The following is a 19170-nucleotide window of genomic DNA, read 5'->3' on the forward strand; positions in this document are numbered from 1 at the left end:
TTGCTCGCCATCTCAACGACCAGCCGAGAAAGTGCCTCGACTACAGAACACCCGCCGAAGTGTTCCGGGCACATTTGCAAGAGGGAGGCTGAACCCCTACCCTGAAAACCGGCGTGTTGCACTTCAGTTAGGATCTCCCTCGGGCGGGTTCAAGGATGACATGCGACCCTCTTTCCAACGTTTGCGCAAAGCGCGCCCTCGCCACTTGCAGCACGCCCCTGGCGCTCAAGCCGTCCCAAACGCGGCACGCTCTTCCATGTAGGCCAATGGATCAGGTTCGTCTTTCATCATCGTCTTTCGCCAGGCTTCCTGCTCGGCGTTGATCAGCGCCAATTCCCAAACACAGGCAATGGCCGGTCTCCTTGCAGCATCCATCGGCTCAGAAGCCGTATAGAGCTTCCGATAGTTGCGCTGACACAGAACCGAACCTTGTATCCACCAGTGAGCCGAGATGGAGATGCCGAGGCTGCCGGGATGGACGATGACAAAGCCGGGGCCATTGCTATCGCCCTCAGCCGCCGCGCGCGGAATGACGTCCTGTCGGACGAATGACTGAGCCAGCGTCACCATCGCGTCATCGATGCGCCTGCAATCGGCGGCAAGGCCATAGGCTTTGAGGCCGCCGATGTTCCAGTCGCCCAGGGTAGAAACATCACGTGGGCGGTAAATCTCGATCGTTCCGGCATTCATCGGCGCTCCCATCGATACATTGCCTCCCGCCACCTTGGGTGGTGACATTCGGAGAAAAACGACGAACTGCCAAGCGGTCGGCAAACGTTAGCGTCGCATCGCGTGGAGAAGCTCAACCGGGAGCCTAACCCGGCTCAGCGCCTTTCCGCATGGCTGCCTCCATTGGGCGAGCCTGAATGGTTGGAAGGCTCCGCATAGCTGAGGTCGCGCATGTCAGCGGGCACTCGGCATTCCCCTACCCGCATTAGGTGCAATCATCGCCTTGACAAAAAAATCTGTCAAGGCGATGATTGCACCATGCTCGATCTCGATGTCATAGACGCGCCGGCCGCCGCCGCACTTGCCCTGGAGCCGATCAAGGCCCGTTTGCTGGCGGAACTTGCCGCGCCCGCATCGGCTGCCGCGCTGGCTGTGCGGGTGGGGCTGACGCGCCAGAAGGTCAACTACCATCTGCGTGCGCTCGAAGAGCACAAACTGATAGAACCGGCAGAGCAACGCCGCTGGGGCGGGTTGACCGAGCGCCTGATGGTCGCAACCGCCACGTCCTATGTAGTTTCGCCGGCGGCGCTGGGGCCGATTGCTGCCGACCCCGGGCGGAGCAGCGATCGCCTGTCTGCGAGCTATCTGGTCGCACTGGCGGCCCGCATGGTCCGTGAGGTCGGCGGACTGCTGCGCAGCGCCCGCACGCAGGACAAGCGCCTGGCAACGCTGTCGATCGACACCGTGATCAACTTTCGTTCGCCTGCGGAGCGCGCCACCTTTACCGCCGATCTCGCCCAGGCGGTGAGCGCGCTCGCTGCGCGCTACCACGACGAAGGCGCGCCGGACGCCCGGCCGCACCGGCTCATCATCGCCTCCTACCCTGGGCCGAGCGACGAGAGCGCAGCCAAGGGCGAACCCGACGACACCAACTCCTGAAAGGATAACCCATGCCGATCAAGAAGGATGGCAGCGGAAAGCGCTGGGTTGAAATGAAACTGATCGTGCCCGGCTCGCCCGAAGAGGTCTGGCAGGCGATCGCAACCGGCAGCGGCAACAATGCCTGGTTCACCAAGACGGAAATCGATGAGCGGGTCGGGGGCAAGATCGCCTTCGACTTCGGTCCGAACGGCAGCTCGACCGGCGAAGTGACGCATTGGGAGCCGCCTGCCCGCTTTGCCTATGTGGAACGCGAGTGGAGCGAGGGCGCGCCGCCGGTCGCAACCGAAATCACCGTCACGGCGCGTTCCGGCAATCGTTGCGTGCTGCGCATGGTGCATTCGCTGTTCACAGCGAACGACGACTGGGACGACCAGTTGGAAGGCTTCGAGGGCGGATGGCCGGCGTTCTTCGAGATCCTGAAGATCTATCTCGCACATTTCGCCGGCGAGAAGGCGGTCAGCAGCTTCGCCATGGTTTCAACCGGGGAACCGCAGGCAAGTGTCTGGGAACGCCTGACCGAAGCGCTGGGACTTGTCGGCGCCAATGTCGGCGAGGAGCGCAGCACGCCACCACGGCCCGAACGCCTTGCCGGCATCGTCGAACGGGTGCAGCAGGACACCAAGCAACGCTATTTGCTGCTGCGCCTGAAGGAACCCGGCGCCGGCATCGCGCTCATCGGAAGCTACTCGACCGGCGAAGGCACCAATGCCAGCATCGCGCTCTATCACTATGGAGACGGTGCCAAGTCGCGCGCGAAAGGCAGCGAGCCGAAATGGCAGGAATGGATGGCGACAACGTTCAACTAGATCGCCCATTGGCAGCGGGCGCCTCGCCGCCGCCAGCCTGCGCACGCCATTACGCGGACATCACCAACTTATGATATCTGATATCTGACTTTCATATCGCCAGGCAACAAATTGAATTAACACGATTTACATAGACAGATCTGAGCAACTATCTGAAGCTGCCACCAAAGCTCCTGTTTCCAAAAGCCGCGACTGTCCTATGGTCTTTCATTGCGGCTATGGAGATCGACGATGTTCAGGAGCTTTGCGATTGCCCTCGGTATGGTGGCACAACTGGCAGCCGCGACTGCCGCTTGTGCGGAGGAACCCGTCGATACGGCGCGAACGATCATACGGGAACAGATCACTGCCTTTCTGCAGGATGATGCGGAGACCGCCTACTCCTTCGCTTCACCCGCGATCCGCGGCAAGTTTCCCGATAAGGAAAGCTTCTTCGAGATGGTGAAGCGCGGCTACCAGCCCGTCTACCGGCCTGGTAACTTTGCTTTTGGTCGATCGAAGGTGGTTGGCGACCAGGTGCTGCAGGAAGTTCTGATCTCGGCGCCAGACGGCAGGGACTGGACCGCAGTCTACGAACTCGTGAAGCAGCCGGATGGCAGCTACAAGATCAACGGCGTGATGATTTTGCAGTCGGCGTCGGGACCGGCCATCTGAGACACCGGTCCGCTGGCGGCCATCAAACCGGGGGAAGGTCCCCTCGCCGCCAGGTTTCCTGCGTTTCGGCCATGAAGTCAGCGAAGCGACCTTCTTCGATCGCCAGGCGAATTCCGGCCATCAGTTCCTGATAGTAGGCCAGATTGTTCCAGCTGAGCAGCATTCCGCCGAGCGATTCGTTCGAGCGGATCAGATGGTGCAGATAGGCACGCGAATAGTCGCGCGTCGCAGGGCAAGAGGATTGCTCGTCGAGCGGGCGCATGTCTTCGGCGTGGCGGGCATTGCGCAGGTTGATGCGGCCGTGGCGCGTGAACGCGAGGCCGTGGCGTCCCGAGCGGGTCGGCATCACGCAGTCGAACATGTCGATGCCCTCGGCGACCGACCGCAGGATGTCGTCTGGCGTGCCGACGCCCATCAGGTAACGGGGCTTGTCCACCGGCATGATCGGGCAGGTAATGTCGAGCATGCGCAGCATCACCTCCTGCGGCTCGCCGACGGCGAGACCGCCCACCGCATAGCCCTTGAGATCGAGGCCCTTCAGCGCTTCAGCCGAGCGTTCGCGCAGCTTCGGGATATCGCCGCCCTGCACGATGCCGAACATCGCCTTGCCCGGCTGGTCGCCGAAGGCGACCTTGCAGCGCTCGGCCCAACGCAGCGACATTTCCATCGCGCGCTCGATTTCCTTTGGCTCGGCCGGCAGCGCCACGCATTCGTCGAGCTGCATCTGGATGTCGCTGTCGAGCAAGCCTTGAATCTCGATCGAGCGCTCCGGCGACATATGGAAGAGCGCGCCATCGACGTGGCTCTTGAAGGTGACGCCCTGCTCGTCGAGCTTGCGAAGGCCCGCCAGCGACATGACCTGGAAGCCGCCCGAATCCGTGAGGATCGGGCCCTGCCAGCGGATCAGGCCATGCAGACCGCCGAGCCGCGCGACGCGTTCGGCGCCTGGGCGCAGCATCAGGTGGTAGGTATTGCCGAGAATGATGTCGGCGCCAAGATCCTTCACCTGGTCGAGATACATCGCCTTGACCGTGCCGACGGTACCGACGGGCATGAAGGCCGGTGTGCGGATCGTGCCGCGCGGCATGGACACTTCGCCGCGACGGGCCTTGCCGTCGGTCTTGTGTAGCTTGAACTGGAAGGTCTCGGTCATTTAGTCTTTCCGGAAAAGCAGGCTGGCGTCGCCATAGGAATAGAAGCGGTAGCCGGTTTCGATCGCGTGCGCGTAGGCCGCGCGCATCGTGTCCAGGCCGCTAAAGGCCGAAACCAGCATGAACAGCGTTGATTTCGGCAGATGGAAATTGGTCATCAGCATGTCCACCGCGCGGAAGCGGTAGCCGGGCGTGATGAAGATACCCGTCGGACCGGACCAGGACTTGACCGTGCCGTCTTCCGAGGTGGCGCTTTCGATCAACCGCAGCGAGGTAGTGCCGACGCAGACGATGCGCCCGCCCCTCGCCTTGACGGCGTTCAGCCTCTCGGCGGTCCGGGCATCGACGTGGCCGATCTCCTGGTGCATCACGTGGTCGTCGGTATCATCAGCCTTGACCGGCAGGAACGTACCCGCGCCCACATGCAGCGTCACGAAGTGGCGCTCGATGCCGGCCTCGTCGAGCTTGGCGAAAAGACGGTCGGTGAAATGCAGACCGGCGGTCGGCGCCGCAACGGCGCCCTCCTCTCGGGCATACATGGTCTGGTAGTCGGCGCGGTCCTGCGCATCCTCGGCGCGCTTGGAAGCGATGTAAGGCGGCAAGGGAATGTGGCCGACCGCCATGATCGCCTCGTCAAGCGAGGGACCCGAGAGATCAAAGCGCAGCGTCACTTCGCCGGCATCGCCCTTTTCCTCGACGGTCGCGTCGAGCGTTCCGAGAAAGCAGCTTGAGCCACCGTGGCCGAAGGCAATGCGGTCGTCGACCTTGAGGCGTCGTGCCGGGCGGGCGAAAGCCTTCCAGCGGTCGGGTGCGACCCGCATATGCAGCGTCAGCGAAACTTGCGTCGCGATCTCCTCGCCGCGGCGGCGGATGCCTTCGAGCTGCGCCGGGATCACCTTGGTGTCGTTGAAGACAAGCGCGTCGCCTTCCCTCAGGAACGACGGCAGGTCGAGCACGCCCTTGTCCGCAAGAACGTCGGCGCCATCGGGGCGCACCACGAGCATACGGGCGCTGTCGCGCGGGCTTGCGGGCCGAAGCGCAATCGAAGTTTCCGGGAGGTCGAAGTCGAACAGGTCTACGCGCATTGTTATCTTCAGACAAAAGCAAACCCGCCCCGGCGCAGTTGGCGACCGGGGCGGGTTCGTGCATTAGCGCAAATCAGGCGTCTGCGGCAACCCGCATCGTGACGATCGTATCGGGATCGCGCACCGGCTCGCCGCGCTTGATCTTGTCGATGTTGTCCATGCCTTCGATGACCTGGCCCCAGACAGAGTACTGCTTGTTGAGCCACGGCGCGTCGGTGAAGCAGATGAAGAACTGCGAGTTGGCCGAGTTCGGCATCTGGCTACGGGCCATCGAGCACGTGCCGCGAACGTGGCTGACGTTCGAGAATTCGGCCTTCAGGTCCGGCTTTGAGGAGCCGCCCATGCCGGCGCGGGCCGGGTTGAAGTGCTCGCCGCCGGTCTTGCCGTACTGCACGTCGCCGGTCTGGGCCATGAAGTCCTCGATCACGCGGTGGAATACCACGCCGTCATAGGCGCCTTCGCGGGCCAGTTCCTTGATGCGGGCGACATGCCCCGGAGCGACGTCGGGCAGAAGCTCGATGACGACTTTGCCCTTGGTGGTCTCCAGGATGATCGTGTTTTCCGGATCCTTGATCTCGGCCATGGGTTTTCTCCTTCTGTTGATTTTACTTGCCGACCTTGACGCTGATCATGCGGTCGGGATCGGTGACGGAGCCGTTGTTGGCGTCGTCGCCGAGCTTGATCTTGTCGACATTCTCCATGCCGGAGACGACCTTGCCGACGACCGTGTACTGGCCGTTGAGGAAGTCGCCCGGGGCGAACATGATGAAGAACTGCGAATTCGCGCTGTTCGGGTCCTGCGAGCGAGCCATGCCGACCGTGCCGCGTTCAAACGGGACGTCGGAGAACTCTGCCGGGACGTCCGGACGCGACGAACCGCCGGTGCCGGCAGCCTGCGGCTGGTAGCCGTTTTCCATGTCGCCATACTGCACGTCGCCGGTCTGGGCCATGAAGCCCTTGATCACGCGGTGGAAAGCGACGTTGTCGTATTCACCGGCCGCGGCCAGCGCCTTGATCTGCTCGACATGCTTCGGCGCGATGTCAGGCCTGAGTTCGACGACGACCGGACCATCCTTGAGCGTGATGGTGATGAAGTTGTCGGCCGCTTGCGCAAGCGCCGTGCCCGTGAAGGAGGCAAGCGCGATGGCGCCGGCAAATGCGAGGTGGAGGATTTTCATGGTTTCTCCCTGCGTGGTGAATTTGGGGCCGCCCGTCAGGTACGGCGTTTGGCCTGCAGTGCTTCGTAGACGGACTTGGGCACGAAGGCACTGACGTCGCCGCCCATGGCCGCGATCTGGCGGACCAATGTGGCCGTAATGGGCCGTGATGCCGTGCCCGCCGGCAAGAACAAGGTCTGGATATCCGGCGCCATCTGCCGGTTCATCCCGGCCATCTGCATCTCGTAGTCGAGGTCGGTGCCATCGCGAAGGCCGCGCACAAGCAGCTTTGCGCCGCGCTCTCGCGCCGCGTCGACGACCAGATTGTCGAAGGAAACGACATCGATGTCGCCTGCCCTGTCCGGCAGAAATTCCTGGAGCGAGCGGCGGATGAGCTCGGCGCGTTCGTCGAAGGAGAAGAGTGGTGCTTTGCCGGGGTGGATGCCGATCGCGACGATGACTTTCGCCGCCACGTTCAGCGCCTGCACGAGCACATCGAGATGCCCGTTCGTCATCGGATCGAAGGAGCCGGGATAAAATGCCGTGGTCATCGCACCTGTTTCCGTTTGGTGAAGCCTTTTGTCACGGACGGCGACAGATCGCAAGAGTTGTACGGCGGTTGACCCTGTTCCCTGGGAAACAGCGGGACAGAAAGAATGAATGCTAGATGAATGCCATGTTCAACGGTGCTTCACAGCAAAGACGTTAAGTGTAGTGCCAGTAACAACGGAACTTTTTTGAACGTACTGCCGTTTAGGATGCGAAAGGATTACGGCTATGGGACTTGCTCTGTTTTCGATGGCGATGTTTTTCGCGATGATCTTTGCGACGATACATGGACTGCGCAACGAGTCCCGTGACCGGCGCGAGCGCTACGCGACCCAGAAAATCTTCCGTTGATGGAGGGCACTATGGCCACCCTATTCATGATCGCGGCAGCGGTCATTAGTCTCGTATTCTTGATCGACTTTGCCCGGACGATACGCGACCTCCAGCGCGATCGCCAGGGTTCGGAACGGCTCGACGGCTTCAACGTCTAGCAGTTCCAAAGCTTCGTAAAACGAAGCGTGGTAGTAAGCGGCCGTCGTTCCCTTCCCCTGAGGCGACCGCCATTGTAAGCCGGACGGCATCCCCTGCCCGTCCGGCTTTTTCTTTTCTCTTCTTCGCCCCAAGTCAGGCGCCCTTAGCGGCAGCCTTCGCCGTGATCTCGCCGAGCATCCGGAAGAAGCGCCAGTTCAACAGCACCGCGGCGGCTGCAAGCCCGAGGACGAAGCCGAACCACACGCCGATCCCGCCGAAATTGAAGGGAAAGGCAAAGAGCCAGGCGCAGACGAAGCCGATCGGCCAATAAGAAACCATCGCCAGCAGCATCGGCACCTTTGTGTCCTTCAGGCCGCGCAGCATGCCGGCGGCGATCGCCTGCATGCCATCGACGAGCTGAAACGCACCGGCAATGACAATGAGCGGAGCCGCGAAGGCAAGCACCGCCGCAGCGTCCGGACGGGCTGTGTCGAGATAAAGGGCAGCCAGTTGGCTGGGGAAGAATGCGAAGATGGCGCTGCCGACAATGGCAAAGCCGGCGCCGAGCACCAGCGAAGCGATCGCCGCGCGCCGAACGCCCAGGAGGTCACCGCGGCCATAGGCAAGCCCGACCCGCACCGTGGCGGCCTGCGCAAGCCCGAGCGGGATCATGAAGGCCATCGAGGCGAATTGCAGCGCGATGCCGTGCGCCGCAAGCTCGACCGTGCCGATCGTGCCCATCAGCAGCGAGGCGACGGTGAACAGGCTGACCTCGGCAAGGATCGTCAGCGAAATCGGAATTCCGAGAAAAACGACTTCGCGGAAGGCGACCCAGTCGGGCCGCCAGAAGCGGACGAAGAGTTCGTACTGGTTGAGTTCCGGCTTGGTCTTGATATAGCCGATCGTCAGCGCAGCGCCGAGCACGGCAACGCCAAGCGCTGCGACCGCCGCACCGAAGATGCCGAGTTTCGGGAAGCCGAAGTGGCCGAAGATCAGCACGTAGCAGAGCGCGGCATTGAGCACGAGCGTCGCCAGCGTGACATAGAGAATGATCCCTGCCCTCTCCAGGCCGCTCAGGAAGGCCCTCAGCACCATGAAGATGAGGCCGGGGAAGATCGCCCATTGCGCGATGCGGACATATTCTCCTGCAAGGGCTGCGACCTTGGGCTGCTGGCCGGCAAATAGCAGGATCGGCTCGGCCATCCAGAGGATCGGCGCGGTCAACAGGCCGTAGAGCATCACCACCCACATGCCCATGCGCACCGAGCGGCGCACCGAAACCTTGTCGCCACGGCCGACGGCCTGTGCTGCCATCGGCACCACCGCATTGGCAAATCCGTTGCCGAAAACATAGACGGTGAAATACATCTGGGTCGCGAGGATGATCGCCGCGAGCTCGGTGGCGCCGAGCTTACCGACCATCAGGACGTCCGTCGTGTTGATCGCGAGCTGCGCAAGCTGCGCACCGATGAACGGCACGCCCAGATAGAAGCTCGCGCGATAGTGCGTCCGCCAGGAATTGTCGGTCGTCAACGGTATCGGGCTCGCATTCGCGGTCAGCATGGCAGATTCCTGGCAGTCAATGCGGCTCCGGGCCGCAACCGAAGATCGGGGGGAGGAATCCGGAAATAGAATACCGTCGGGCAAAGAGCCAGCCGCAAGGGCGAGGTTGCTCAAAGTTTCATCGATAGATCACGAAAATTGATCAATTTCCGTGCAATCGTGGCCGCTCCATCGCCTCTGGCTCGTCCGGCGCTACGGCGTCGGCCGGCCCGACATTCTCTGCGCCTTGCGGTCCGACCGCCCTGCTTCTCGGTATCTTCAGGAAGAACACGATAAGCGCGCCGACGAGGAAGCAACTGGCGAGCGCATAGGGCGCGCCGGCAAAGGCGACGGGCGCGGCAGGGCTGGTGAAATAACCGAAGGCCTGGGTGAAGATCAACGGACCGATGATCGTGGTGATGCTGCCGATGCTGGTCAGCGCGCCCTGAAGCTCGCCTTGTGCCGACGACGGCACGTGGGCCGCGGCGATACTGCGCAGCGGCGGATCAGCGAGGCTTTCGAGCGCGGTCGCGATGATCACCGCATAGATCATCCACCCCTGCCAGGCGCCGGCATAGCCGATGGCTCCGAGCGTGGTGAAGGTCAGGCCGAGCACGGCCGTGCGCCACTCCCCAAGCCGCGGCACCACGCGCGGCAGGATGACGGCCATGACGAAGGCACCGCCGATACCGAAGATCCCGAGCGAAAGTCCGATCTGCCCCTCGCTCCAGCCGTAGCGGTAGCTGGAAACGAAGGACCAGACGGCCGGATAGACCGAATGGGCAAGCCAAAAGAGAAAGAACACCAGCCCCACCCAGCCGATGCCGGGGTAATTGCGCATCTGCTTGAGGGCGCCGAGCGGGTTGGCGCGTTTCCACTCGAAGCGGCGGCGGTTGGCGCTGTCGAGCGTCTCGGGCAGCAGGAATACGCCAAGGATAAAGTTGACGAAGGACAGCGCTGCCGCGCCGTAGAACGGGACCCGCGGGCCGAGTTCGCCAAGCAGACCGCCAAGCACCGGCCCGAGCGCGAAGCCGGTACCAAAGGCAATGCCGATCAGCCCGAAATTCTTGGCTCGGTTCCCGTCATGACTGATGTCGGCGATGTAGGCCGATGCCGTGCCGAAGCTGGCGCCGCTGACGCCGGCGAGTACACGACCGATGAACAGCATCCAGTAGCTGGTGGCGAGCGCGCAGATCAGGTTGTCGAGCGCGAAAGTGAAGACGGATGCGAGCAGCACCGGGCGGCGGCCGAATCGATCGCTGAGATTGCCGATCAGCGGCGCAAAGAGAAACTGCATCGCCGCATAGACGAGCAGCAGCCATCCACCATCGATCGCCGCCTCGCTGACATTGGCGCCGGTCAATTCCTTAAGATAGGCCGGCAGCACCGGCACGATGATTGCGATGCCAATGATATCGAGAAACAGGATGAGGAAGACGAGGAACAGGCCGCGTCGCACAAATTTCTCGTCGCGCATGCGATCCCTCCCCGGCGGCCTGCCCCGGGAAAAGAGACAGAACGTGAACAACGCTACCAATTTAGGTGTAACGGATCATTTCGCACGAAACAATCCGTGAACGTCTCAAATTTTCTGATGGGACTATCGCAATGGTTGATAGGTCGAGCGATCTACAGCCTATGCCTCAGCGATGATCCCGCCGCTGTTCGCGCTTCAGGAAGTCCACGAAGGCACGCAACGCCGCCGGCATATGCTTGCGGCTTGCATAATAGAGAAGCGGACCCGAGAAGCTCGTCGTCCACGCCTCAAGGATGAGCATCAGGCGCCCTGCGGCCACCGCGGGCGCGATGAATTCCTCGAACGTCCGGATCACGCCAAGGCCGTCGATGGCCGCCCCGAGTTCGAGATCGATCGTGTTGGCGGTGACGACGGCTGGCGGCGCGATCGTCAGCGCCGCCTCGCCCTCGCCGAACTCCCAGGGAAGCGAGAAGCCGCTGGCGAAGCGGTGGCGAATGCAGGCGTGTTCAAGCAGGTCGCGCGGATGGCCGGGCACGCCGCGCCTTGCGAGATAATCCGGCGCTGCGGCGGTGACATAACGCTGGCGGCTCGGCCCGATCGGGATCGCGATCATGTCGCGCTCGACGCGTTCCTCGTAGCGGACGCCCGCATCGAAACCGGCAGCGAGGACATCGACGAAACCGTCCTCCGCCGTCACCTCCAGGGAAATTGCCGGGTGCTCGCGCAAGAACCGGCCGATGATCGGTGGTAGAATTTCGCGCGCGACGATGGTCGGAACGTTCAGTTTTAGCGTTCCCGCCGGACTGTCGCGCATCTCGTTGACCTGATCGAGCGCACCGGCGATCTCGCCAAGGGCCGGCGTCAGCCGATCGAGCAGCCGCGTGCCCGCCTCCGTCACGGTGACGCTGCGGGTCGTGCGGTTGAGCAGGCGCACCTGCAGCTTCGCTTCAAGGCGGCGGAGCGCCTCGCTCAGCGCCGACGCGGAAACGCCGCGCTTCTTCGCAGCCGCGCGGAAGCTCCGCGCCGCGGCCACTGCGGTGAAGGCATCGAGATCGGCAAGCGGCAAGTCGTCCATTGTGCGGAATTTCGTACAAGTCGTTCGATTGAGATCGGATTATCGCACGGCATCGGACGAAGTAAACAGGAGACCGAGCAAACGGCCGGCTGGTTTTCGGCCTTGTCGAAGGAGAACGAAGATGGATTACGTTTCACTCGGAAAGACCGGTCTCTCGGTTTCGGCGCTCGGCCTCGGTTGCATGGGCATGTCCGGCATGTACGGCCCTGCGGACCGGGCCGAAAGCATCGCCACGATCCATGCAGCGCTGGAAGCCGGCATCACGCTGCTCGACACCGGCGATTTCTACGGCATGGGTCACAACGAGATGCTGATCGGCGAAGCGTTGAAGGGCGGAAGGCGCGACAGGGCGCTGCTGAGCGTGAAGTTCGGCGCCCTGCGCGATGCCGCCGGCAACTGGTTGGGCTACGATTGCCGGCCCAAGGCCGTTCGCAATTTTCTCGCCTACACGCTGCAGAGGCTCGGCGTCGACCATATCGACATCTATCGTCCCGCCCGGCTCGACCCGGATGTGCCGATCGAGGACACCATTGGCGCAATCGCCGATCTGGTGAAGGCGGGTTACGTCAGGCATGTCGGCCTCTCGGAAGTCGGATCAGAAACCATCCGGCGTGCGGCGGCCGTGTATCCGATCGTCGACCTGCAGATCGAGTATTCGCTGATTTCGCGCGGCATCGAGGATGAGATCCTGCCGACCTGCCGCGAACTCGGTATCGGCATCACCGCCTACGGCGTCCTTTCACGCGGGCTGATCAGCGGCCATTGGCAGAAAGGCGCGGCCGGCAAGGGCGATTTCCGCGCCATGAGCCCGCGGTTTCAGGAAGGCAACATCGATCGAAACCTCGCCCTCGTCGAGGCTTTGAGACGAATCGCCGAAGGCAAGGGCGTGTCGGTGGCTCAGACCGCGATCGCCTGGGTTGCGGCCAAGGGCAAGGACATCGTGCCGCTCGTCGGCGCGCGGCGGCGTGATCGACTGGCAGAGGCCCTGTCGTCGCGCGACGTCCATCTCAGCGCAGACGATCTGACGGTGATCGAACAGGCAGTGCCGAAGAATGCGGCAGCCGGCGCGCGGTATCCAGAAGCCCAGCTCGCCCACATGGACAGCGAGCGCTAAGCCACAAACGAAAGGGCCGGCAGACAAGCCGGCCCTTTCGAATGATTCTGGTTCAAAGAAATCAGGCTGCGCCCGAGAAAGTATCACAGGCCGTCATCTTGCCGCTGTCGAAGCCGCGCTTGAACCAGCGCATGCGCTGCTCGGAGGTCCCGTGATTGAAGCTCTCGGGAACGACATAGCCCTGCATGCGCTTCTGCAGCGTATCATCGCCGATCTGGGTGGCCGCGTTCAGCGCCTCTTCAAGGTCGCCCTGTTCGAGCAGGCCCTTCTGCTGGGTGTACTTGCCCCAGACACCGGCGAAGCAATCGGCCTGCAGTTCGACGCGCACCGACATCTGGTTGGCTTCGGTCTCGCTCATCGACTGGCGCATCTGGTTGAACTTCGGCAGAACGCCGATCAGGTTCTGGACATGATGGCCGACCTCATGCGCGACGACATAGGCCTGGGCGAAATCGCCGGCCGCATCGAACTTCTGCGCGAGTTCGTCGAAGAAGCTCATGTCGAGATAGACCTTGCGGTCGCCCGGGCAATAGAACGGCCCGGAGGCAGCCGAAGCAAAGCCGCAGGCAGAACGCACCTGGCCACGGAAAAGCACCATCTTCGGCTCTTCATACTGCTGGCCGTTTGCCTGGAAGATGCCGTTCCAGGTGTCTTCAGTCTCGGCGAGCACCGTCGCCATGAACTGCTTCATTTCCTCTTCCTGAGCGGATCCGCGCGGTGCCGGCGAACCATCGCTCTGCTCGAAGCCCGGCATCTGCACCTGGCCGCCGCCGCCTTCCAGCACCTGCAGCATGTCGATGCCCATGGCCTTGAGGATAAAATAGAGCACGACGAGGAAGATAATCGTACCGAAGCTCATACCGCCTCCGGCGCGCCGCATGCCGCCGCCACCGCCTGGCATGCGGAAACCGCCCCCCCGCCCAAACGGGTTGCCGCCACCGGGGCTCGCGCCGCGCTGGTCTTCGATATTGTCGGATTGGCGGCGGCCCTTCCATTCCATGATCTGTCCTCCCCGGCCTCTGAAAGGCGTTGTCGGTCTGCTCTTTTATAAGACGGCCCTAACGTCGTTGTAAAACGCAATCGCGCCCCGTAAGTTCGCGATCTCACCAATCTTTTTGACAAGGCGGACACTTCGCCAAGGCGCTGCCGGCAGCCGGGCCGCCGGCCCGACCGGCCGCCCTCTCTTGAACAGCCGCGCTCGCCTTGACGCAAACCTGCTTTGCGGCTCCTATGCCCATGCGGACAGGACGAGGAGGCAGGGCGATGAAGGCATTGCGGCTCGAAGGTATCGGTCAGCTGCGGGTCGCAGAAGTGCCAAAGCCCCTGCCCGGCCCGGACGATCTGCTGGTGCGGGTCGAAGCCTGCGGCATCTGCGGCACGGACCGGCATCTGCTGCACGGCGAATTCCCCTCCAGCCCGCCGGTGACGCTCGGCCACGAATTCTGCGGCATCGTCGAGGCGGTCGGAAGCAGGGTCTCCGATATCGCAATCGGCGCGAGAATCACCGGCGACCCCAACATCGCTTGCGGTATCTGTCCGCAATGTACCGCGGGGCGCATCAATCTCTGCCGCAATCTCCGGGCGATCGGCATCCATCGTGATGGTGGTTTTGCCGAGTACGTGGTTATGCCCCGCAAGCAGGCCCATGACATACCACTGAGCCTCGACCCCGTTCATGGCGCCTTCTGCGAGCCGCTCGCCTGCTGCCTGCATGGCGTGGATATGGCGGGCATCCGCGCCGGCTCCTCCGTCGTCGTCCTTGGCGGCGGTGTGATCGGCCTACTGGTCGTGCAGCTCGTCCGCCTCGCCGGCGCAACGACGGTCATTCTTTCCACACGACAGGCGGCAAAGCGCCGTCTTGCCGAAGAGGTCGGCGCAACGGCGACGGTCGATCCTTCCTCTACCGATATCATCGAACAGATCGCCGGTGACACCGGGCTCGTTCCCAGCGGGGTCGATGTCGTCATCGAATGCGCCGGCGTTGCCGAAACCGTCATGCAGTCGACTCGCCTTGCCAGGTCCGGTGGCACCGTCGTGATCCTCGGCGTCATGCCGAAGGGCGAGACCGTGGAAATCGAACCGTTCGACATTCTCTTTCGCGAACTGCGGGTGCTCGGATCCTTCATAAACCCCTTCGTCCACCGCCGTGCAGCAGACCTCGTCGCCTCAGGCGCCATCGAGATCGACAAGTTGATCTCGCGGCAAGTGACGCTCGGCGAAGCAGCCGACGTCATTGCGCATCCGCCGGCGGCCGGAGAGGTCAAAGTTCTCGTCATCCCCGGCCGCCCCTGACATTCCCGGCGTTGTTTCGCCGCGCGCGAAGCGCGCTGCATGGCCGGAGGTGCGCAAATATGGCTGGTTCCTGTCGATTCCGGAATTTTCGGGGTTTCGCTTGCAGAAACATTTGCCTATAAGCCGCTTCTAGCCTGAAAAGACCCATCAATGCGTGCCCGGCCGGTGACCTCCCACCTCGGCCGGTTTTTCGCGCAGCTAGAAACGGATGATCGACCATGCCGAAGCGCCAAGATATCAAGTCCATTCTTATCATCGGCGCGGGGCCGATCGTCATCGGTCAGGCTTGCGAATTCGACTATTCCGGCACCCAGGCCTGTAAGGCGCTGAAGGAGGAAGGCTACCGCGTCATCCTCGTCAACTCCAACCCGGCGACGATCATGACCGACCCGGGTCTGGCGGACGCAACCTATGTCGAGCCGATCACCCCGGAAGTCGTCGCCAAGATCATCGCCAAGGAGCGCCCGGACGCGCTGCTGCCGACCATGGGCGGCCAGACCGCGCTCAACACGGCGCTCTCGCTGCGCCGCATGGGCGTTCTCGACCGCTACAATGTCGAGATGATCGGCGCCAAGCCGGACGCCATCGACAAGGCCGAAGACCGCGCCCTCTTCCGCGAAGCCATGGCGAAGATCGGCCTCGAAACGCCGAAGTCGCGGCTGGCGAATGCCACCGACATCAAGGACCATGACCGCAAGACGCACGAGGCCGAGCGCGCCGAACTGAAGAGCCGGCTTTCCGGCGCCGAGCTCGACAAGGCGCTCGATGACCTCGAGAACCAGTGGAACCTTGGCGAAGGCGACCGCAAGCAGCGCTACATGAACCACGCGATGGCGATTGCCGCGCAGGCGCTTGACGATGTTGGCCTGCCCGCCATCATCCGTCCGTCCTTCACGCTCGGCGGTACCGGCGGCGGCATTGCTTATAACCGCACGGAATTCTTCGACATCGTCGGCAGCGGTCTCGATGCGTCGCCGACCACCGAAGTGCTGATCGAAGAATCGGTGCTCGGCTGGAAGGAGTACGAGATGGAAGTGGTCCGCGACACGGCGGACAACTGCATCATCATCTGCTCGATCGAAAACATCGACCCCATGGGCGTGCACACCGGTGATTCGATCACCGTTGCGCCGGCGCTGACGCTGACCGATAAAGAATATCAGATCATGCGCAACGCCTCGATCGCGGTTCTGCGCGAGATCGGCGTTGAGACCGGCGGCTCGAACGTGCAGTTCGCCGTCAATCCGAAGGATGGCCGTCTCGTCGTCATCGAAATGAACCCGCGCGTGTCGCGCTCGTCGGCCCTCGCCTCCAAGGCGACCGGCTTCCCGATCGCCAAGATCGCGGCGAAGCTCGCGATCGGTTACACGCTCGACGAACTCGACAACGACATCACCGGCGGCGCAACCCCGGCCTCGTTCGAACCGTCGATCGACTACGTCGTCACCAAGATCCCGCGCTTCGCCTTTGAAAAGTTCCCGGGCGCCTCGCCGGTTCTGACCACCGCCATGAAGTCGGTCGGCGAAGTCATGGCGATCGGCCGTACCTTTGCCGAATCGCTGCAGAAGGCGCTGCGCGGCCTCGAGACCGGCCTTACCGGCCTCGACGAAATCGAAATCCCCGACATGGACGAGAACGGCGATGGCCGTAACGCCATTCGTGCGGCGATCGGCACGCCGACGCCGGACCGACTGCGCATGGTTGCGCAGGCGCTGCGCTTTGGCATGAGCGAAGCCGAGGTTCACGAGGCGAGCAAGATCGACCCGTGGTTCATCGCCCAGTTCAAGGCGATCGTCGACATGGAAGCACGCATCCGCGAGCACGGCCTGCCTGCCGATGCCGAGAACCTGCGCATGCTGAAGGCCATGGGCTTCTCCGACGCCCGCCTCGCAACGCTCGGCGGCAAGCGCCCGAAGGAAGTCGCGGAACTGCGCAATGCGCTTAATGTCCGCCCGGTCTACAAGCGCATCGACACCTGCGCTGCCGAATTCGCCTCGCCGACCGCCTACATGTACTCGACCTACGAGACCCCCTTCGTCGGTGCCGCCCGCTCGGAAGCAGAAGTCTCCGATCGCAAGAAGGTCGTCATTCTCGGCGGCGGTCCGAACCGCATCGGTCAGGGCATCGAGTTCGACTATTGCTGCTGCCACGCCGCCTTCGCGCTGAAGGATGCCGGCTACGAAGCGATCATGATCAACTGCAACCCGGAAACGGTCTCGACCGACTACGACACCTCCGACCGCCTCTACTTCGAGCCGCTCACGGCCGAGGACGTGATCGAGATCATGCGCGCCGAACAGGAAAAGGGCGAACTGGTCGGCGTCATCGTCCAGTTCGGCGGCCAGACGCCGCTGAAGCTTGCCGAAGCGCTGGAAAAGAACGGCATCCCGATCCTCGGCACGGCACCCGACGCGATCGACCTGGCCGAAGACCGCGACCGCTTCCAGAAGCTTCTGATGAAGCTCGACCTCAACCAGCCGAACAATGGCATTGCCTACTCGGTCGAGCAGGCCCGCCTTGTCGCTGCCGAGATCGGCTTCCCGCTGGTCGTGCGCCCGTCCTACGTTCTCGGCGGCCGCGCCATGCAGATCATCCATTCGGAAAGCATGCTGCAGAGCTACCTGCTCGACACGGTGCCGGGCCTCGTTCCTGAGGACATCAAGCAGCGCTATCCGAACGACAAGACCGGCCAGATCAACACGCTGCTCGGCAAGAACCCGCTGCTGTTCGACAGCTACCTGACCAACGCCACGGAGGTCGACGTGGACTGCCTGTGCGACGGCAAGGATGTCTTCGTCTCGGGCATTATGGAGCATATCGAGGAAGCCGGCATCCACTCGGGCGACAGCGCCTGCTCGCTGCCGGTACACACGCTCGACAAGGACATGGTCGACGAACTCGAGCGCCAGACGGCAGCCCTTGCCAAGGCGCTCAATGTCGGCGGCCTGATGAACGTGCAGTTCGCGATCAAGGACGGCACGATCTACGTGCTCGAAGTCAACCCGCGCGCTTCGCGTACCGTACCCTTCGTCGCCAAGACGATCGGTGCACCGATCGCGAAGATCGCGGCCCGCGTCATGACCGGCGAAGCGCTCGATGTCGCGATCGCCGCCTATGGCGAAAAGCCGGATCCGCGCAACCTCAAGCACATCGCGGTCAAGGAAGCAGTCTTCCCGTTCGCACGTTTCCCCGGCGTCGATACGCTGCTTGGCCCGGAAATGCGCTCGACCGGCGAAGTCATCGGTCTCGACACCGACTATGCACTGGCCTTTGCCAAGTCGCAGCTCGGCGCCGGCGTCGACCTGCCGCGCGATGGAACAGTGTTCGTTTCGGTGCGCGACGAGGACAAGACCCGGGTGTTGCCGGCAATCCGCATCCTCGTCGACATCGGCTTCAAGGTGATGGCGACCAGCGGCACGGCTCGATTCCTCGGTGAACACGGCATTGCCGCCACCAAGATCAACAAGGTTCAGGAAGGTCGTCCGCACGTCGAGGATGCGATCCGCAACCGTCACGTTCAGCTCGTCATCAACACGACGGACGGCAACAAGGCGATCTCGGACTCCAAGTCGCTGCGCCGCGCCACGCTGATGCAAAAGGTGCCCTACTACACCACCATGTCCGGTGCTGAAGCGGCTGCGCACGCAATCAAGGCTCTGAAGGCAGGCAGCCTCGAAGTGCGCCCGCTGCAGAGCTACTTCAAGGCCTAAGAAAGACCGCGGCGCGCGAAACCGTCGCGCGCCGCCGCCATCCCCGAGGGTGTGATGCGCTTCAACAGCCCGCCCCTCCGCTGAACGCCGCATGAACGACCGGTTCAGCCTGCATTCCCCCGGCACATGTTTCTATGACCCTGCGCACTGAGAGATCGGCGGCTTCGCCGGTGGGCGCGACATGGGGCAAGATCGTGCAACTCTATTTCTTTGATTTGCTGTGGGGCGACGAGCACTTCGTCGATGAAGACGGTATCAGCCATTTCGACGAGGGATCGGCCCTCTATTACGGCCAGCGGATCGCAGACAAGATCGGCCGCGATGCCGATTATGGTTCGCTGAAGGTTCAGGTCCGTTCCAGCAACCGCAGGCTGCTGGCAACAATCGTGCCCTCCATCGGCCGCGGCGCCGAACAGCGGGCTCTGCTTGCCCGCCGCCACGTCGGCGCCTCTCTCTACGCTGCAGCCTGAAGCAGC

At 62.9% G+C, this 19170-nt stretch carries 19 protein-coding genes; 9 read left to right on the forward strand and 10 right to left on the reverse strand.

Going from position 1 to position 19170, the window contains the following annotated elements:
* Positions 1-225: 225 nt before the first annotated feature.
* Positions 226-702, reverse strand: a complete 477-nt coding sequence (locus tag BLU15_RS11455) for a hypothetical protein (RefSeq protein ID WP_244546734.1) — start codon at positions 700-702, stop codon at positions 226-228.
* A 285-nt stretch (positions 703-987) separates the two neighbouring features.
* Between BLU15_RS11455 and BLU15_RS11460 the strand changes: the two genes are divergently transcribed.
* The 3 genes from BLU15_RS11460 to BLU15_RS11470 all read left to right on the forward strand — a co-directional run bounded on the left by BLU15_RS11460 (position 988) and on the right by BLU15_RS11470 (position 3071).
* Complete coding sequence (locus BLU15_RS11460; RefSeq protein WP_090295482.1) at positions 988-1608, forward strand: helix-turn-helix domain-containing protein; 621 nt, start codon at positions 988-990, stop codon at positions 1606-1608.
* Between the two features lie 11 nt (positions 1609-1619).
* On the forward strand, positions 1620-2417 hold the full coding sequence (locus tag BLU15_RS11465; RefSeq protein ID WP_090295485.1) for an SRPBCC family protein: 798 nt from the start codon (positions 1620-1622) through the stop codon (positions 2415-2417).
* Between the two features lie 231 nt (positions 2418-2648).
* Positions 2649-3071, forward strand: coding sequence for a DUF4864 domain-containing protein (locus tag BLU15_RS11470; RefSeq protein ID WP_090295488.1), 423 nt, complete (start codon positions 2649-2651; stop codon positions 3069-3071).
* 22 nt (positions 3072-3093) lie between these two features.
* On the opposite strand, the gene tgt is transcribed toward BLU15_RS11470, so the two are convergent.
* From tgt to coaD, 5 genes are all read right to left on the reverse strand, one after another.
* The gene (tgt, locus tag BLU15_RS11475) at positions 3094-4224 is read right to left on the reverse strand and encodes a tRNA guanosine(34) transglycosylase Tgt (protein ID WP_034791366.1); all 1131 of its coding nucleotides are present in this window, start codon (positions 4222-4224) and stop codon (positions 3094-3096) included.
* The gene (queA, locus tag BLU15_RS11480) at positions 4225-5307 is read right to left on the reverse strand and encodes a tRNA preQ1(34) S-adenosylmethionine ribosyltransferase-isomerase QueA (protein WP_090295490.1); all 1083 of its coding nucleotides are present in this window, start codon (positions 5305-5307) and stop codon (positions 4225-4227) included.
* Between the two features lie 73 nt (positions 5308-5380).
* Complete coding sequence (locus BLU15_RS11485; protein WP_034791362.1) at positions 5381-5890, reverse strand: peptidylprolyl isomerase; 510 nt, start codon at positions 5888-5890, stop codon at positions 5381-5383.
* A gap of 22 nt (positions 5891-5912) precedes the next feature.
* Positions 5913-6485, reverse strand: coding sequence for a peptidylprolyl isomerase (locus tag BLU15_RS11490; protein ID WP_034791360.1), 573 nt, complete (start codon positions 6483-6485; stop codon positions 5913-5915).
* 35 nt (positions 6486-6520) lie between these two features.
* The gene (gene coaD, locus BLU15_RS11495) at positions 6521-7015 is read right to left on the reverse strand and encodes a pantetheine-phosphate adenylyltransferase (protein WP_060517145.1); all 495 of its coding nucleotides are present in this window, start codon (positions 7013-7015) and stop codon (positions 6521-6523) included.
* Between the two features lie 226 nt (positions 7016-7241).
* Here coaD and BLU15_RS40625 point away from each other — a divergent pair, with 226 nt between their 5' ends.
* The gene (locus tag BLU15_RS40625) at positions 7242-7364 is read left to right on the forward strand and encodes a hypothetical protein (protein ID WP_255380879.1); all 123 of its coding nucleotides are present in this window, start codon (positions 7242-7244) and stop codon (positions 7362-7364) included.
* An 11-nt stretch (positions 7365-7375) separates the two neighbouring features.
* Positions 7376-7504 carry a hypothetical protein gene (locus tag BLU15_RS40630; RefSeq protein WP_255380878.1) on the forward strand — a complete coding sequence of 43 codons (129 nt, stop codon included), beginning with the start codon at positions 7376-7378 and terminating at the stop codon, positions 7502-7504.
* A 133-nt stretch (positions 7505-7637) separates the two neighbouring features.
* On the opposite strand, the gene BLU15_RS11500 is transcribed toward BLU15_RS40630, so the two are convergent.
* From BLU15_RS11500 to BLU15_RS11510, 3 genes are all read right to left on the reverse strand, one after another.
* Positions 7638-9047, reverse strand: coding sequence for an MATE family efflux transporter (locus tag BLU15_RS11500; protein WP_090295493.1), 1410 nt, complete (start codon positions 9045-9047; stop codon positions 7638-7640).
* Between the two features lie 142 nt (positions 9048-9189).
* On the reverse strand, positions 9190-10503 hold the full coding sequence (locus BLU15_RS11505) for a TCR/Tet family MFS transporter (protein ID WP_090295496.1): 1314 nt from the start codon (positions 10501-10503) through the stop codon (positions 9190-9192).
* Between the two features lie 166 nt (positions 10504-10669).
* Positions 10670-11578, reverse strand: coding sequence for a LysR family transcriptional regulator (locus BLU15_RS11510; protein ID WP_090295498.1), 909 nt, complete (start codon positions 11576-11578; stop codon positions 10670-10672).
* A gap of 121 nt (positions 11579-11699) precedes the next feature.
* Here BLU15_RS11510 and BLU15_RS11515 point away from each other — a divergent pair, with 121 nt between their 5' ends.
* Positions 11700-12692, forward strand: coding sequence for an aldo/keto reductase (locus BLU15_RS11515; protein ID WP_090295500.1), 993 nt, complete (start codon positions 11700-11702; stop codon positions 12690-12692).
* 61 nt (positions 12693-12753) lie between these two features.
* Here the strand turns inward: BLU15_RS11515 and BLU15_RS11520 are convergent, their stop codons facing one another.
* Complete coding sequence (locus BLU15_RS11520; protein ID WP_034791344.1) at positions 12754-13692, reverse strand: KPN_02809 family neutral zinc metallopeptidase; 939 nt, start codon at positions 13690-13692, stop codon at positions 12754-12756.
* Between the two features lie 263 nt (positions 13693-13955).
* Here BLU15_RS11520 and BLU15_RS11525 point away from each other — a divergent pair, with 263 nt between their 5' ends.
* From BLU15_RS11525 to BLU15_RS11535, 3 genes are all read left to right on the forward strand, one after another.
* A complete protein-coding gene (locus BLU15_RS11525) occupies positions 13956-14984 on the forward strand; it encodes a zinc-dependent alcohol dehydrogenase family protein (protein WP_090295503.1) in 1029 nt (342 codons plus the stop codon).
* Positions 14985-15202: 218 nt separating this feature from the next.
* Entirely contained in the window at positions 15203-18694 is a 3492-nt protein-coding gene (carB, locus tag BLU15_RS11530) for a carbamoyl-phosphate synthase large subunit (RefSeq protein ID WP_034791307.1), read from the forward strand.
* A gap of 134 nt (positions 18695-18828) precedes the next feature.
* Positions 18829-19164, forward strand: a complete 336-nt coding sequence (locus BLU15_RS11535) for a hypothetical protein (RefSeq protein WP_060606488.1) — start codon at positions 18829-18831, stop codon at positions 19162-19164.
* Positions 19165-19170 lie beyond the last annotated feature (6 nt).

Origin of the sequence: Ensifer sp. YR511 (genome assembly GCF_900103045.1) — a bacterium.
Taxonomy (GTDB): Bacteria; Pseudomonadota; Alphaproteobacteria; order Rhizobiales; family Rhizobiaceae; genus Ensifer; species Ensifer adhaerens.

Excerpts from the sequence above, each read along its gene's own strand:
- BLU15_RS11490 (WP_034791360.1), bottom strand. The coding sequence starts at position 6,485 with ATGAAAATCCTCCACCTCGCATTTGCCGGCGCCATCGCGCTTGCCTCC.
- BLU15_RS11515 (WP_090295500.1), top strand. The coding sequence starts at position 11,700 with ATGGATTACGTTTCACTCGGAAAGACCGGTCTCTCGGTTTCGGCGCTC.
- BLU15_RS11520 (WP_034791344.1), bottom strand. The coding sequence starts at position 13,692 with ATGGAATGGAAGGGCCGCCGCCAATCCGACAATATCGAAGACCAGCGC.
- BLU15_RS40630 (WP_255380878.1), top strand. The coding sequence starts at position 7,376 with ATGGCCACCCTATTCATGATCGCGGCAGCGGTCATTAGTCTCGTATTC.
- BLU15_RS11505 (WP_090295496.1), bottom strand. The coding sequence starts at position 10,503 with ATGCGCGACGAGAAATTTGTGCGACGCGGCCTGTTCCTCGTCTTCCTC.
- queA (WP_090295490.1), bottom strand. The coding sequence starts at position 5,307 with ATGCGCGTAGACCTGTTCGACTTCGACCTCCCGGAAACTTCGATTGCG.
- BLU15_RS11510 (WP_090295498.1), bottom strand. The coding sequence starts at position 11,578 with ATGGACGACTTGCCGCTTGCCGATCTCGATGCCTTCACCGCAGTGGCC.
- BLU15_RS11500 (WP_090295493.1), bottom strand. The coding sequence starts at position 9,047 with ATGCTGACCGCGAATGCGAGCCCGATACCGTTGACGACCGACAATTCC.
- BLU15_RS11485 (WP_034791362.1), bottom strand. The coding sequence starts at position 5,890 with ATGGCCGAGATCAAGGATCCGGAAAACACGATCATCCTGGAGACCACC.
- BLU15_RS11460 (WP_090295482.1), top strand. The coding sequence starts at position 988 with ATGCTCGATCTCGATGTCATAGACGCGCCGGCCGCCGCCGCACTTGCC.
- BLU15_RS11455 (WP_244546734.1), bottom strand. The coding sequence starts at position 702 with ATGGGAGCGCCGATGAATGCCGGAACGATCGAGATTTACCGCCCACGT.
- BLU15_RS11525 (WP_090295503.1), top strand. The coding sequence starts at position 13,956 with ATGAAGGCATTGCGGCTCGAAGGTATCGGTCAGCTGCGGGTCGCAGAA.
- tgt (WP_034791366.1), bottom strand. The coding sequence starts at position 4,224 with ATGACCGAGACCTTCCAGTTCAAGCTACACAAGACCGACGGCAAGGCC.
- BLU15_RS11470 (WP_090295488.1), top strand. The coding sequence starts at position 2,649 with ATGTTCAGGAGCTTTGCGATTGCCCTCGGTATGGTGGCACAACTGGCA.
- coaD (WP_060517145.1), bottom strand. The coding sequence starts at position 7,015 with ATGACCACGGCATTTTATCCCGGCTCCTTCGATCCGATGACGAACGGG.
- BLU15_RS11465 (WP_090295485.1), top strand. The coding sequence starts at position 1,620 with ATGCCGATCAAGAAGGATGGCAGCGGAAAGCGCTGGGTTGAAATGAAA.
- BLU15_RS11535 (WP_060606488.1), top strand. The coding sequence starts at position 18,829 with ATGACCCTGCGCACTGAGAGATCGGCGGCTTCGCCGGTGGGCGCGACA.
- carB (WP_034791307.1), top strand. The coding sequence starts at position 15,203 with ATGCCGAAGCGCCAAGATATCAAGTCCATTCTTATCATCGGCGCGGGG.
- BLU15_RS40625 (WP_255380879.1), top strand. The coding sequence starts at position 7,242 with ATGGGACTTGCTCTGTTTTCGATGGCGATGTTTTTCGCGATGATCTTT.